Consider the following 15,004-nt stretch of genomic DNA (forward strand, 5'->3'; position numbering starts at 1 on the left):
TACGTGAACAACACTCACATGTCCACGGGTGTAAGGAGGTGCCCCGCGTCCTCTTCCTGCCATCCCATGTAGGGCTGGGCCACGTCACACGCGACTATGCCGTAGCGCTTGCACTGCGCCGCATGGTGCCGAGTATTCGGGTAGAGTGGTGCAGTGCTGAGCCTGTGAGGAGCTTTCTCCAGCTGCTTGGTGAAAGCGTGCGCGAAGAGTGCTTGGAGCTTGAGAGCTTCTCTAAGACCATAGAGGACCTGTATAACGGCGCTATACGTGGGCTCCGCGAACTCGGGGCCAGGCTCCAGGTTCTTCGGAGGAACTATGAGGTCGTAGAAAAACTCCTAGCCGAGGACTATGACCTAGTGTTCGCCGACGAGTTCTGGGAAGCCGTCTACTCTGCTCCCTTGGAGGTTAAGAAGAGAATAGTGTTCGGGACCGATATACTATACAAACCGTATAGCCTCAACCCTGTTGACTCCTTCATGAGCTTGATACTCAATAATTATTTCAAAAAGACGCTCCCCCTCTTCAAAAAGCTGCTCTTCCTCAACGACCCGGAAACTCTCCGGGGCAAGCGCTGGTACGGGCTGTTCGGCGAGAGGCTTACGGACTGGATAGAGAAGAACACGATACCCACCGGGTACGTGACGAGCTTTCTACCAGAAGAGATTCCTTCGCGGAACGAGGCTAGGAGGAGACTCGGCGTAACAGGCGACGAACTAGTAGTGGTTATTAGTGTTGGAGGCACATCTACAAGGAGTAAGCCACTCCTAGACTGCATAGATGAGGGTGCAGAGACCGCAGCAAAGATGCTTAGAGAGCGGCTAGGCAGAGAGGTGCGCTTCGTCGCCGTGCCTGGGCCGCGCACCAAGTGGCGCCCGAGAAGCAGCTACATAGAGGTCCTAGAGGAGACTGCTCCGCGACTGCTCACATACTACGCGGCTGGCGACGTGTTCGTGACGCGTGCTGGGAGGACAACTACGGCTGACCTCCTTTGCCTCGGCAAGCCAGCTGTCCTCATACCTATAAGGAGGCATTTTGAGCAGGAAGAAATCGCCCGCGACATGGAGAGGCGCTTCGGCTACCCAGTGTTGAGAGAAGACCGGTGCAACGGGGAGAGACTCGCCGGGGCAGTGCTTAGGGCTATTTCCTCGCCGCCTAGGCCTCCTACGGGCCTTTGTAACGGCGTAGAGAGGACTGCCTCTATACTGTCGGGAATGTTGGGCGAAAAATAGCGGCCTTAGCCCACTCGCTGATAATACTCTTTCAGCTCTAGCGCTTTGAGCTTGTCGGGGGTATAGAGCCTTATTGCTTTCGCAAGGTACTCGGCAAGCCACGCGTCAAGAACTACTGGCACGTTGAAGTCTATACTCGTCCTCCGGAGCCAGTAGTCCCGGTCTGGCGCGTACCCAGTCGTCGCTACTAGCTCCACTCTACCCTCTCTGACCATTTCCACGGCTTTTCCTAGGGGTATTTCCGGCAACGTATCGGTGTTCATGGACTCAACGGTGTAGACCTGGTACCCTGCCTCTAATAGGTGCATGGCAGCCCTTTCTAGGGCAGGCTCCTTTCTCCCCGTAGGATTATAGACTATTATCTTGCCTCCCCTCTTTGGGTACTTGTTTCCCTCTGCGCTCAGCCAGCTCTTGAGAAGAGCCTCTTCCAAGGTGTCTCCGAGCGATGCGACCTCTCCTGTACTCCTCATCTCGGGGCCTAGGCCGGGGTATGCGCCTCGGAGCCTCTTCCAGCTAAACTGTGGAGACTTCACACCGTAGTAGCCTCTTGGCCTTAGCAGCTTGAAGTCCTCCCTTACGCCTATGCTCCCTCTTAGAGCCGCCCTAACGGCTGCCGACATGAGATTGTAGCCGGTAACCTTACTGGTAAATGGCATCGATCTGCTGGCCCTAAGGTTTAGCTCGACAACATAGACGCCGCCATTCTTCACAAGGAACTGTATGTTGAAGGGCCCCCTTATCCCCAGTACCTCGTTGAGCGTCGCCGCTATCTTAACCATCTCGCCAACATGGCTCTCCCTTAGCCTAAACCACGGCAACACCATTGTTGAGTCGCCGCTATGGACACCGCCGGGCTCCACGTGCTCAATAACGGCACCCACGGCCGCCTTTCCGTCGCCGACAGCATCGATCTCTGCCTCTATCGCTCCATCAATAACCTTTGAAATTACTACAGGGTAGCGCGGCGACACCTTGGCAGCGCGCCGCAGGTAGCTTATTAGCTGCTCCTCGTTATAGGCAATGCTCATCGCGGCGCCGCTAAGCACATAGCTCGGCCTAACCAGTACCGGGAACCCCACCTGCTCGGCAAACAATAGAGCATCGCGGATACTCGTTGCACTAGTCCACTCGGGTTGCCTAATACCAAGCTTCTCCAACAGCTCCGAGAACAATGCACGGTGTTCTGCGCGGTGCACGCTCTCCCCGCTTGTCCCGATGAGCCTTACACCTAGCTCCTCGAGCCGCTTAGCAATATTGTTAGACAGCTGCCCGCCCAGGAACGCTACAACACCCAGCGGCCTCTCAGCCTCATAGATATCTAGTACACGCTCTGCACTAATCTCCTCGAAGTAGAGCTTATCGTTCACATCCCAATCAGTAGAGACCGTCTCCGGGTTATAGTTGACAACCACTACTCGGTAGCCCAGCTTCCGGGCCTCCTCGGAGAAGGTTGTGACAGCCCAGTCGAACTCCACGGACACGCCTATCCGGAAGACACCGGCACCTAGGACAATTATCTTGTCTCCTTTGTCGCCGAGCGCCTCGTCGTCAAACGCGTTGTAGGTCGTGTAGAGATAGTTTGTCTCAGCAGGCCACTCTGCAGCCAACGTGTCTATCTTCCTTACCCGGGATCGGCCAACAATCCTCTTCCTGAACTCCCTTACCTCGTCCTCGCCGGCACCCATTAGGCTGGCTATCTGCTCGTCGCTGAAGCCAAGCCTCTTCGCCTCAGCTATGAGTTCGTCGATGCCCGGCTCCCCGGGCCTATGTCTTCTCAGCTCCTCTGCTAGTCTCACTACGCGCCCAATCTCGTAGATGAAGTAAGGATCAACACCAGTTGCCTCGTGTATTTCCTCGGGCCGGGCACCGAGCCTCAGAGCCTTGGCTACGAGGATAGGCCAGTACGGCTCCCTCCTCTTGAGCCTGTCTAGGACTGATTCAAGACTCTCTTCCTCCTCGTACATGGGGCCAGCGACGAGGCCTGGCTCGCCTATATTGAGCATCCTTACTGCTTTCTGCAACGCCTCGGCAACGTTTCTGCCAATAGCCATTACTTCTCCGATACTCTTCATCTCGCTGCCAATGCTTTTCTCCGCGCCGAGGAATTTCTCTAGGTCCCAGCGGGGCATCTTGACCGCGACGTAGTCTAGGCTTGGCTCGAAGCAGGCACATGTCCGACCAGTAACCTTGTTGAGGAGCTCGTATAGGCTGTAGCCTAGCGCGAGCTTCGCTGCGATATATGCAAGTGGATACCCCGTGGCCTTGCTGGCTAGTGCACTGCTCCTGCTCATACGCGGATTGGTCTCAATTATATAGTAGTCCCAGCTGTTTCTCGGATTAAGCGCTAGCTGTACGTTACACTCGCCTACAAGGCCTATTGCCTCTGCAACGCGTAGAGAGGCTTGGCGAAGCAACTGGTACTCCTGATCCGTGAGCGTCTGACACGGAGCTATTACGACTGAGTCGCCAGTATGCACGCCCATTGGGTCGAGGTTCTCGAGGCAGGCTACTGCGACAGAGTTACCGTACTGGTCTCTCACAACCTCGTACTCTATCTCCTTCCAGTGATGCAGATACCGCTCAACAAGCACCTCCCGTATCCCGCTCGAGGCGAAGGCGCGGTCGATTCTCTCCTCGAGCTCCCCGAGGCTCCAGGCCACGAAGCTGCCGCCACCACCAAGGTTGAAGCTAACACGCACTATTACGGGAAATCCTATCTTCTTTGCAGCCCTTATCGCTTCCTCCCTGCTCTTCGCGGCAACACTTGGAGGTATTGGGAGCCCAGCCCCCTCCATAGTTGCTCTAAACTTTGCCCTTGAAAGAGCCTTCTCGATACCCTCGACCGATGTGCCTAGGACTTTTACTCCATAGCGCTGGAGGACGCCTCGCCGGTAAAGCTCTACTCCTAGGCTGAGAGCTGTTTGGCCGCCAAAGCCCAGTAGGACGCCGTCCGGCCTCTCACGCTCAATGACTTTTTCGAGGAACCAGGGCTGCAGGGGGCCCAAGTAGACGTGGTCTGCGAGCTTGTAGCTGGTCTGTATTGTTGCGATATTCGGGTTTACGAGAACGGTCTCGATGCCTTCCTCGCGCAGGGCTCGGAGCGCCTGGCTACCGCTATAGTCGAACTCTGCCGCCTCTGCTATCTTTATCGCACCGCTTCCTATCACGAGGACTTTTCTCACATCTATTCTCCTTGGCAATAAGCGTTCACCTCTCCTTGACTCTCAGAACGTTTTTCAAGAAGAGGTCGAAGACCCATGTGGAGTCCCATGGCCCGGGGCCCGCCTCTGGATGGAACTGGGTGGCGAGAACGAGGCCGTCTCTCGTCTTTACCCCCTCGAGCGTCCCGTCGTCGGGTTGGCGGAACCAGGGGACTAGCCCGGTTCCTTCGAGGCTTTCGACTCGCACCGCGTAGCCATGGTTATGGGTTGTTATGTAGCACTTCCCGGTCTCGAGGTCTATGACCGGCTTGTTTACGCCCCTATGGCCGTAGGGGAGCTTATACGTCTCTGCGCCTAGGCCGATGCTCAGCAGCTGCATGCCAAGGCATATCGCGAGTACCGGCTTGCCGCTGGTGGCGACCCTGGCGGCAGTCTCTGCTTGCTGTTTTAGCAGGACAGGATTACCTGGCCCGTTGCTCAGCAATACGCCGTCATAGTTCTCAACTAGCTCGTCGCTCCGTGCCCAGCAAGGATAGCGTGTGATCTCTATCCCGCGGAGGAGCAGTTGGCGCAGAATCCCATACTTTATTCCACAGTCGAGAACCGCGATGCGTGCGACTGGTTTCCTGCCTGGATGGTGCGTTATTGGCTTCTGCGGTGTAACGCTTAGCGCGTAGAGGTTCTCGTCGTACGTTTTGGATTCCCTAAGGGTCTCTGCTAGCTCCTCCCAGGAAACGGGGTTATCGCAGGGGAACGTGGCGAGGACTGCCATTACGACTCCGTGTTCGCGGAGAATCCTCACTAGGAGCCTTGTGTCTATGCGGTACATGCCTGGCTTGTCTTCGCTCCTGAACCACTCGTCTAGGCTCATTACTGAGGCGTAGTGACTGGGCTTGGGCAGCTCTGCTATGACGAAGCCTTCCACCTGGATACTGTCTGACTCGTAGTCGAGCGGTATGCCTGCCACATTTCTGCTACGTGATGGGACGCCATAGTTGCCTATCATTGGATGCGTCTCTACGAGTATTTGGCCCCGGTAGCTCGGATCCGTCAAGCTTTCAGGGTATCCGGTCATCGCGGTCGTGAATACTGCTTCTCCGACAACCGTGCGGGGAGAACCGAAGCCGCAGCCTTCGAAGCCGACACCATTGGCGAGGAGGAGGCGGGAACAAAGGCCTCGGGGGCATCGGAGGAAGGGGTACTTGTGGATTATTTTTGGAGCGGTGGGCAACTGTTCGCCACCTCTTCGAGAAAGCTTTCAATTCTCTGCCTGGCTGAGTCGAGCACGGCCTCTAGCCTACCGATCTCCTCCTTGTCCATCGCTATCCGGGCCTCTAGCCTACCCAGGCTCATCTTCTTCATGCACCCAGTCTTCCTCTCCTCCAGGAGCTTCTCGGCCCAATCGCCCCCAAAGAACTCGGTAGCGAGCTGTACCTGCCCCTTCTCTCTAAGAAGCTTGGCTGCCTCTGCGTATGCCTCCCTAAAAGGCTTACCAGTCTCTAGTGTAATCTTCTCAGCAACCTCAACACTAACCGCCCCGTACCTATCCACAAGCTCCCTTGCCCTCGCCTCGTCGAACACAAGCCCCTTGAATAGATCCGCGAGGATCCTTGCAGCGCTTACCGCGTCGCTGAGTATCGAGTATAGGAGTGGATTGGCTTCCTGCAAGTCGAGGTTATAGATGTAGGGAAGCCCATGGCCTATCGAGAGCATTGCCGCTAGGTACCCGGCCGCCCGCGCACCATGTGCGCGTAGGACTTCGAGCGTAACAGGGTTACGCTTATGAGGCATTGCGCTACTCGTTGCCACGTGGCTCGAGGGTAGGATCACTACCCTGATGTAGGGGGACGAGTAGGTTATAAGGTCTGCAGCTATACGGGATGCCTCTGCAAGGAAGAGTGCAGCAGCTGCCGCCACGGCTTCTATATCGAACCTGCTCCCTGCGCCATAGACGCTGTTGAGGGTGCCTTGCAGCCCTACTAGCTCCGAGAGCCTCTCCGGGTCTATTGGTACAAGCGTGCCTGCCCCAGCACTCGCTCCGAGAGGAGACCTCGCTGCCAAGCCCAGGCTGGCAACCAAGAGCCTCGTGGCCGAGGCTAGTGCTTCTTCCCAGCCAAGCACTAGGCACGCGACATTGCCTATCTGGCTCGGTTGCTGATGAGTGTGAAGAACAAGGGGTACGTGTCCCTGCTTTTGCGCAATAGTGAGCAAGCCCCTCCTTGCCTCGAGGAGGAGACTTACGAGCTCTATGCCCTTCTCCAACGCATATAGGCGGAGAGCTGCCGAGACGTGGTCATTTCTACTCCTACCCAGCCAGATGTACTTGGAAGCACCTCCGGTCTCCTTCTCGAGAAAGTCCTCAAGGGCCTCAAAGACGTCTTCAAACCCGTCGCTTGTAAGCATAGATGTTTTCGAATCTAGGAGTCTTAGTAGGGCGGATGCTACGCGGCAGCTTGCTTCACGCGGCACGAGGCCTTTTTCGTAGAGGTGTGCGAAGTGCGCCGCCACTACGAAGGCTACGTGTTTTTCTATGAACTTGTCGTGGCTGAGGCTGGAGGTATATTCGTATACAAGGCTGTCGCTGCCTATTCCTGTTAAGGCCCTATACTTCGGCATAGCGTCCACATCGTCCACAATATTGGCTTGTCGCTGATCCCCGGATGGATTAGAGATTGTTTAGGCCTCGGGCCTTGGCGGCTGCTAGGCTATGGAGCCCCCATATCTTTATGAAGCCCTCAGCCTCCTCGGCGCTAGGATACCACCCTGTGTCGTAGTCGATTAGTTTCTCGCTGTATCCGGTGTACTCGCTACTCCTGCCAATTATTCGGAGAGAGCCCTTGTACACCTTCATCACGACGTCGCCGCTGACCCACTTGTTTAGCTCATCAATGGCTTTCTCTATGACTAGCCTTAGCGGCTCTACCCAGAGGCCTTGGTAGACTAGGTCGGACCAGTACTGGTCAAGGAGCTTCTTGAATCTCAGCTCCTTAGGGGTATACACGAGCTTCTCGAGGTCCCTATGCGACTCTATGAGGGCTAGCGCTGCTGGCGCCTCGTAGACCTCCCTGCTCTTGAGCCCTACTACTCGGTTCTCTATGTGGTCTATCCTGCCGTAGCCGTGTAGACCCAGCAAGCGGTTGAGGAGCTTCACTATCTTCTCGAGATCCATCTTCTCATTGTTTATTGCAACAGGTATGCCGTTCCTAAACGAGACCTTTAGGACCAAGGGTTCCTCGGGGGCCTTCTCGGGGGGAACGGTCCAGGCAAAAGCGTCTTCGGGGGGCTCGGCCGAAGGATCATCAAGCTCTCCGCCCTCAATGCTCCTACTCCAAAGGTTCTCGTCAATACTGTACTTCTTGTGGGCTCCTGGCGGTTCAAAGCCGTGTTTCCTCAGAATCTCGGCCGACTTTGCCCTTGTTAGTCCAAGCTCTCTTACTGGCGCGATTATCTTGTAATCGTCGCCGAGGTAGTATTTGAGGACGAGGTCGAAGCGTACCTGGTCATTGCCCTTAGACGTGCAGCCATGCGCAACGGCGTCGGCGCCCTCCTTCTTAGCTATCTCGGCTACCTTCTCGGCTATCAGGGGCCTCGCGAGCGCCGTGCCGAGGGGGTACTTGTCCTCGTAGAGAGCGTTTGCCTTAATCGCCTTGCTCACATAGTTCTCGGCGAACTCCTTTACCGCGTTAATGGTGTAGTGTTTGTAGGCGCCGAGCTTGTAGGCCTTCTCCTCAACGCCCTCCATGTCGTCTTCTTGTCCAACATTGACTGTGACCGTTATTACCTCGTGGCCCTGCTCCCTTAGGAGTAAAAGAATAGCTGAAGTATCGAGGCCGCCGGAGTAGGCGAGCACTACTCTCAACTTATATGCCCTGGCTGCACCGGCCTAATTCTAATTGTTAAAGCGCGCGACCCGTCTGGGACTAAAGACTCTTAAGTCAGAGACGTATCCGGTGCCTCCAGACCCAGATAGAACAGAGAAGAAGGGCCAAGAAGGTATAGGGGCCATGTCTGCGCAGAACTTGTCAACAATTGTTAGGAGGATCGTTGACACCGACCCGGTTCTCCAGGAATGCCTTGCCAGGGGCATAGCCAATTACTCCGAAACCGCGAGGAGGATTAAGCCGCTCGTAGAGAAAGAGGCTGGCATGAGCGCCTCGGTTGACGCTATAAAGACTGCTCTTATCCGCTATGCTCAGCGCCTGCGCGGCCAGGCTGGCCTCGGCGCGGCTATACCTCAGCAAATCCTTGCTAGGAGCTCCATAGAGCTGAGGATGGGTGTGACAGTTGTAGTTGCTAGCCACGCTGCCCTCAGCAGGCTCATCAATATTCTTGGCGAGCTGTTGGGGAAGGCGAGGCTCTTGTTCATAATGCAGAGCGTTGCGGGGATAGTGATCATTGTTAGCAAGGAGTACGCTGACAAGGTCCTCAGCGGGCTCGGGGACACCGTTATAGAGGTTAGCAGGGACCGCGCCGTGATAGTGATAGCGAGCCCGAGGGACGTCATAACTACCCCTGGGTTCCTCGCCTACATAACCGGGCTCTTTGCCAGGAACAAGATAAACATTGAGCAGATAGAGTCAGTGTATACGGATACAATAATAGTGGTGTCCCCGGACGATGCTTTGAAGGCGTTTCAGCTCCTAAACACGGCTATAGAGGAGGCTAAAATAATACAGGGTAGCGGAGGGGCCTAAAGCAAGCCTTTTGACACGTAGTAGTGGTACAGCTCTGCTATGAGGACGCCAGTGCCAGCAGCTCCGCGAACCGTGTTATGGCCTAGCACTAGGTAGCGCAGCAGCCCTTTATCGTAGAGCTTAATCCTCCCTACTGTTATGCTCATGCCTCTGCCGTTGTCGCGGTCGAGTCGTGGCTGGGGCCTATCTGGCTCCCTGCGGACGACTATGGGTTGCTCGGGAGCTGTGGGGAGTCCCGCTTCCTGTGGAAGTGAGTGCCACTCGGAGAACACTTTCTCAACCTCCTCTACGCTTCCCGGCTCCCTTGCTAAGACAGCGTGCACTGATTCTAGGTGCCCGTCGAGCACTGGTACGCGTGTCGTCGTCGGGTAAACCTCTATGTCCAGGGGCCTAACTTTGCCGTCTTCTAGCCTGCCTAGGATCTTTTTCGTCTCGTTAATCATTTTCTCCTCTTCGCCCCTTATATATGGCACAATGTTATCGGTGATCATATACCCTGGGACGCCTTTGAACCCTGCACCGCTTATGGCCTGCATCGTGGTAACGAATACTTTCTCGACACCGTAGCTGTCTACGAGCGGCTTCAAGCTCAGTGTCAGTATTGCTGTGCTGCAGTTAGGGACCTTGAGTATCGCGCCGCTCCACCCCCTTCTCCGCCTCTGCTCTCTCAGCAAGAATATGTGGTCATGGTTTATCTCCGGGTTGAGCAGCGGGACATCCGGCTCTAAGCGGAAGTTGCTAGCATTTGAGACAACTATCTTGCCCCTCTTGGCCAGCAGGGGCTCTACCTCTGCCGCGACCTCTTTCGGGAGCGCTATGAACACTACTTCCGCCTCTTCAACCGCGTCCGGGTCAACCGGCTTGAGACGGATATCGGCAACTGGCTCCGGTACACTGCTCCCAAGAACCCAGTTGACAGTATCAGCGTAGCGCTGGCCTGCACGCTGCTTGCTCGCAGCGAGCTCCACTACCTCGAACCACGGGTGGTTTGCGAGAAGGGAGACAAACCGTTGACCCACGAGACCGGTTGCGCCGAAGACTGCGACTTTTACCTTATCCACCATTTTTGGACCACCTCCTCGTGGAGCCTACGAGCTATGGGCCAGGTATACGAGGGTTCTACGAGGATTGATAGGAGGGGGCTACCAGGGCTCCATATTGCACCACGCACCCCGTTCAGCCTAGAGGCCTCGGAGAGAAATGATGCACTTATCTCTGGCTCTTTTACGCCGTAGCCTACTATCCCTATAACTGAGACGTTTGTTGTCTCAACTCTTACACCGAGGCTCGACAACTCCGCCTTAAGTGCCTTAGACAAGGCCTCAGCCTTATCTCGTCGCACTATTAGGGTTATCCTGGTCTCTGTCGGAGGCTGCATTATCGCCTTAATGTTTACCCCAAGCTTAGCAGCAACCGAGGCTATATGCGCCGCAATACCGACTTTCTCCACAAGGCCGCCTCCACTAACACTCACAGCCGCCATGTTTTCGAGAGCTGCAACCCCCTTAACGGGCGGAGGCTCCTGGTTATCGGCAACAATCGTCGCCTTACTCGCGCCAGGCCTAGTGATCACAACCTTGATCCCAGTATTGTTGACTGGCTCAAATGTGCGTGGATGCATCTTCTTTGCGCCGAGGAGGGCGAGCTCCATTGCCTCCTCATAGCTCAGCCTCGGTATGTGGTTCGCTCCCCGGATATAACGCGGATCCCCCGAATAGACGCCATCCACGTCAGTGTAAAGCCTAGCTTCTTCCGCGCCTAGGAAGCGGGCCAGAAGCGTCGCCGTATAGTCGCTACCGCCCCTCCCTAGGAGAACGAGTCTACCCTCCTTATTCCTAGCAGTAAACCCCATGACGACCGGGACTACGTTTTTCTCAAGCAGCTCACCGATAACCGATGGAACGTTCTTGGCGGATTCCTCATAGTCTATGACTGCGTCGAAGTAGTCGTTCCCGCTAGAGACGAGGCCGGCCTCGCCGCCGCTGAGCCACTTTGAGTCCATTCCTTGGTCTCTTAGCACGGCTGAGGCCAGGGCAGCTGAGAGCCTCTCGCCGAAAGCTATTATCGAGGCCTTGGCGTGGGGCGTTGCCTCGCCTATCACCTTGACCGCCCAGACTAGCTTGAATAGTTCGTCGAAGAGCCTTGTTAGCTCGCCAAGGGCCTGGGACAGTATAGCAGGGTTCCTAATGGCTCCGCGGGCGGCGGAGAGGTACATTGCGAGGATTTCTTTGAGCCGCTGCTCCCAGCCCCACTCGGCCTCCACAACCCTTATTAACGAGTCGGTTACACCCTTCATCGCCGACACTACGACGACGACCCGCCTACCTAATCCTAGTAGCTTCTTAACCTCATCGGCCACTATTAGGAAGCCCTCACTCCCCTTGAGCAGAGAGCCACCGAACTTAGCAACGACTACTCCTCGCACCCAGCGTCACCTCGGAGAGCCCTTATCGCGAGCACTAGGTCGCTGAGCAAACTACTCGCAGTAGCCAAGGGGCCTGCACCAGGCCCATAGACTGTGATGGGCTCAGCCTCCTCTGTCTCGACATGCGCCACGTTTAACGCGCCGCTAGTGGCTGCGATAGGGTCGCTTGGCTCCAGCTCTGCTAGGCGGACAACGGGTCGTTGACCCCGCTGTACTTCGAGCACATAGCGTATCTTCTTGCCCTTCTCGGAAGCCCTGCGGACGAGGTCCTCGGCCTCCGCGCTTATCTCATCAGCTATCACTACATCGTCGAAGGTATAGCCTAGCCCGATGGTACACGCCACTATGGCCGCCTTGGCCGCGAGGTCGAAGCCCTTGAGATCCGTTGACGGGTCTGGCTCTGCGTAGCCCTTCTCCTGCGCGTCCTTAATGGCTTCGCTGAGCGAGTACCCCTTCTCTAACATGCTCAATACGTAGTTGCTTGTACCGTTAAGCGCACCCCGTACTCGGGTTATTCTCCTAGCAACGAGGCCTACTCGGAGTAAGTCTATGAGAGGTGTACCAGCCATTACGGTGGCCTTGTAGAATAAGCGGCAACCATTCTTCCGGAGCAGCTCGGGGCCCCTTAGGGCTATGGGTGCCTTATCGGCTGTGACTACTGCTCCTCCAGCGCCTAGTACGCGGAGATACCATTTGAGCTGAGGCGGATCGCCGCGATACGTGCTCGGAGTAATATCTACGAGGATATCTACGCCTGGCTCCTCGAGAATCTCGTCTATGCTTACACCGGGCAAGCCTATGCCCTGAAGGGAAGAAACTTTTCCTCGTGGGAGACCCAGCATTTTCTCCAAATCCTTGCGGCTGAGGCCATCTGGGCTGACAGCTGCTCCGCGGCTATCCGCAACGAAGACTATACGTGCCTGGCTCCAGAGGCCGAGCTCGTCTCCTCGCTCCAGGACTAGTTTCACAAAGGTTCTCCCAACATTACCAAAGCCTGCTACACCTATTCGGAGCAAGCGGGCCAATGCATTGCCCACCTCACTGAACTTATCGAGTTAACAGACTCGTCACTATTCTGACTGCCTCACCCGGATTCCTAGCTATAAGTCTTGTAGCTCCAGCAGCCATCATCGAATCCGGGTCTTTGAGGCCGTGGCCGGTGAGCACTATTACTGCCTTCTCGCCCTTCTCGATAATCCTGTCTTTTCTCAGCTTTAGTAAACCAGCCAAGCTAGCAGCGCTAGCTGGCTCAACTGCCAAGCCTTCGTGCCTCGCTAAGAGCCTCTGGGCGGAGAGTATCTCGTCGTCATCCACATCGATGAATAGGCCCTTGCTCTCCCTCACAGCCCTCATCGCTTTCGGCCAGTTAATAGGCCTACCAATCCTTATAGCCGTGGCAACGGTCTCCGGGTGGTCGAAGAACACGGGCTCAGAAAGGCCTCTTCTCCAAGCAGATGCGAGCGGCGAGGCGCCCCTAGCCTGTACCCCCACCATTCGAGGCAGCTTGTTGATTAACCCGTAGCGCTTCAGCTCTAGGAAGCCCTTCCATATAGCAGATATGTTGCCAGCATTACCTACTGGGACCACGACCCAGTCGGGTACACCGCCAAGCTGCTCAACGATCTCAAAAGCAATGGTTTTCTGGCCTTCGAGCCTCCACGGGTTAAAGCTGTTAAGAGGATAGAGCCTCGGATCTTGCCTAACAGCTTCCAGAACCGCCTCTAGGGCCTGGTCAAAGCTGCCCTCGATCTCAACTATTACTGCACCGTATAGGATGCTCTGAGCCAGCTTGCCGAGAGCAATCTTACCCCTAGGAACAACTATGATAGCCCTCATAGAGGCCTTTGCGGCATACGCTGCCGCACTCGAAGCAGTATTACCAGTACTAGCGACTATGACTGCATGAGCCCCACTGGCCTTAGCCACCGTAACAGCAACCGTCATGCCGCGGTCCTTGAAGCTCCCAGTGGGATTAACTCCCTCGTTTTTAGCATAGACGTTTACACCGTGCAAGTCACCAATGTTTGTTATCCTCGTTAACGGTGTCCATCCCTCGCCAAGGCTTACTGGCTCAACTCCGCGAGGCAGTGGCAGTAGCTCAAGATATCTCCACACGCCGGGGCTTCGGAGAGCCCACTTACTCCACGATGGATACTCGTATGGCTCTACCTCGACTTCGAGCAAGCCTTGACACATAGGGCAGAGAAGGAGGCGCGGGTGGGGATCATAGGTTCTGCCGCACTGTATACAGCGCAGCTTTACATCCGCATAGCTAAACGCGATACTATAGGGGGGTTTGCTTACTTGTTTCTCGTATCCAAGCACTTCACCGAAAAGGGCGTAGGGCTCTTGCTAAGGTATTAAAGTGTTCCCCTACTTAGCCCTCCGTTTTCAGCACCCTCTCAAGCTCGCTCCATAAAGCCTCCACATCATCAACTCCAACGCTCAACCGTATGAGCCCCGGCGTTATCCCTAGGCTTTCCTTCTCCTCAGAGCTGAGTCCGCGATGGCTGCTCTCGTAAGGGTAAGAGGCTATGGAGTCGACGGCTCCAAGGCTAGGCGCAGGAACTATGAGCCTTATCTTCCTCAGTAAGCTCAGCGCCTTCTCTCTGCTACCAGTGTCGAATGCCAATACGCCACCAAAGATGCTGCCGAAGAGCCTTTTAGCGTTCTCGTGGTCAGGGTGGCTCTCTAGGCCGGGATAGTATACTCTTTCTACGAGGCCACTCTCCTCAAGCCGGCGGGCAATCTCTAGGGCTGTCTCCGAGGATCGACGGACGCGTAGCTCGAGTGTTCGTAGCCCTCTTAGGACAAGGTAGGCATCAAGGGGCTGGATTATGCTGCCTAGGAGCTTGCGCCACTCCCAGAGCTCTCTGTAGAGCTTCTCGTCGCTTAACCCAATAAATCCTCCTAGGACATCGTTGTGCCCTGCTATGTATTTCGTAAGGCTCTCAACAACTATATCAGCGCCTCGTTCCAGTGGACGATAGATCACAGGCGAAGCAAACGTATTGTCAACTATGAGGATGCAATCCCTGCCACTACAAGTCTTAGCGAGCTCACTTAGCGGGGGAACACGCAGAGTAGGGTTAGCAATGGTTTCAACTAGTATTGCATCAACCTTGTCCGCTAAGGATAGGAGTTCATCCCAGGGAGGCCCGGCAAGGAAGAGAGCATTGCCTAGGAGACGCTCTGCTAGCTGGCGTGTAGACCCATAAACCAGGCGAGCCATGGCAACCTTTTTGCCGTGGCGACGAAGCTCGTGGAGAATGGCCGAAAGCGATGCCATACCCGTGTTGAATACAAGGCCATAGCCGGCCCCCTCCATGCACGACAGCGTCTCTTCGAGCAATTTGGCTGTCGGATTGTTTTCACGCCCATACTTTATCTCCTCTACAGGGTCCCACCTCTCGCCGCGATAGGCATAAATCACCGAGATATGAATGGGCGGTACAACATCATCCCAATGCCGGGGAATACACTCTTCAAACAATA

The 15,004-nt window shown here is 55.7% G+C and carries 11 protein-coding genes; 2 read left to right on the forward strand and 9 right to left on the reverse strand.

Going from position 1 to position 15,004, the window contains the following annotated elements; all coding sequences use genetic code 11:
- The first annotated feature begins 38 nt into the window (after positions 1-38).
- On the forward strand, positions 39-1,229 hold the full coding sequence (locus tag SBG41_RS08945) for a glycosyltransferase (protein WP_317895199.1): 1,191 nt from the start codon (positions 39-41) through the stop codon (positions 1,227-1,229).
- Positions 1,230-1,234: 5 nt separating this feature from the next.
- On the opposite strand, the gene carB is transcribed toward SBG41_RS08945, so the two are convergent.
- From carB to SBG41_RS08965, 4 genes are read right to left on the reverse strand one after another with little or no spacing between them, the layout of a single operon-like run.
- On the reverse strand, positions 1,235-4,429 hold the full coding sequence (carB, locus tag SBG41_RS08950; protein WP_317895200.1) for a carbamoyl-phosphate synthase (glutamine-hydrolyzing) large subunit: 3,195 nt from the start codon (positions 4,427-4,429) through the stop codon (positions 1,235-1,237).
- 7 nt (positions 4,430-4,436) lie between these two features.
- Complete coding sequence (gene carA, locus SBG41_RS08955; protein ID WP_397470805.1) at positions 4,437-5,600, reverse strand: glutamine-hydrolyzing carbamoyl-phosphate synthase small subunit; 1,164 nt, start codon at positions 5,598-5,600, stop codon at positions 4,437-4,439.
- Positions 5,600-7,006, reverse strand: a complete 1,407-nt coding sequence (locus SBG41_RS08960; protein WP_317895202.1) for a lyase family protein — start codon at positions 7,004-7,006, stop codon at positions 5,600-5,602. Before SBG41_RS08960 ends, carA begins: the two co-directional genes overlap by 1 nt.
- Positions 7,007-7,055: 49 nt before the next feature.
- Positions 7,056-8,249, reverse strand: coding sequence for an argininosuccinate synthase (locus SBG41_RS08965; RefSeq protein ID WP_397470756.1), 1,194 nt, complete (start codon positions 8,247-8,249; stop codon positions 7,056-7,058).
- 34 nt (positions 8,250-8,283) lie between these two features.
- Here SBG41_RS08965 and SBG41_RS08970 point away from each other — a divergent pair, with 34 nt between their 5' ends.
- Positions 8,284-9,084 (forward strand): ACT domain-containing protein, encoded by an 801-nt coding sequence (locus tag SBG41_RS08970; RefSeq protein ID WP_317895203.1) that lies wholly within the window; start codon positions 8,284-8,286, stop codon positions 9,082-9,084.
- Here SBG41_RS08970 and asd read toward each other — a convergent pair.
- From asd to SBG41_RS08995, 5 genes are all read right to left on the reverse strand, one after another.
- On the reverse strand, positions 9,081-10,148 hold the full coding sequence (gene asd, locus SBG41_RS08975; RefSeq protein WP_317895204.1) for an aspartate-semialdehyde dehydrogenase: 1,068 nt from the start codon (positions 10,146-10,148) through the stop codon (positions 9,081-9,083). The genes SBG41_RS08970 and asd overlap by 4 nt on opposite strands.
- Complete coding sequence (locus tag SBG41_RS08980; RefSeq protein WP_317895205.1) at positions 10,133-11,509, reverse strand: aspartate kinase; 1,377 nt, start codon at positions 11,507-11,509, stop codon at positions 10,133-10,135. The genes asd and SBG41_RS08980 overlap by 16 nt, the downstream gene beginning before the upstream one ends.
- On the reverse strand, positions 11,497-12,534 hold the full coding sequence (locus tag SBG41_RS08985; RefSeq protein WP_317895206.1) for a homoserine dehydrogenase: 1,038 nt from the start codon (positions 12,532-12,534) through the stop codon (positions 11,497-11,499). Before SBG41_RS08985 ends, SBG41_RS08980 begins: the two co-directional genes overlap by 13 nt.
- A 22-nt stretch (positions 12,535-12,556) precedes the next feature.
- The gene (thrC, locus tag SBG41_RS08990; protein ID WP_397470806.1) at positions 12,557-13,765 is read right to left on the reverse strand and encodes a threonine synthase; all 1,209 of its coding nucleotides are present in this window, start codon (positions 13,763-13,765) and stop codon (positions 12,557-12,559) included.
- 121 nt (positions 13,766-13,886) lie between these two features.
- Complete coding sequence (locus tag SBG41_RS08995) at positions 13,887-15,002, reverse strand: aminotransferase class I/II-fold pyridoxal phosphate-dependent enzyme (protein WP_317895208.1); 1,116 nt, start codon at positions 15,000-15,002, stop codon at positions 13,887-13,889.
- Positions 15,003-15,004 lie beyond the last annotated feature (2 nt).

This window comes from Pyrofollis japonicus (assembly GCF_033097485.1).
Taxonomy (GTDB): domain Archaea; phylum Thermoproteota; class Thermoprotei_A; order Sulfolobales; family Pyrodictiaceae; genus Pyrofollis; species Pyrofollis japonicus.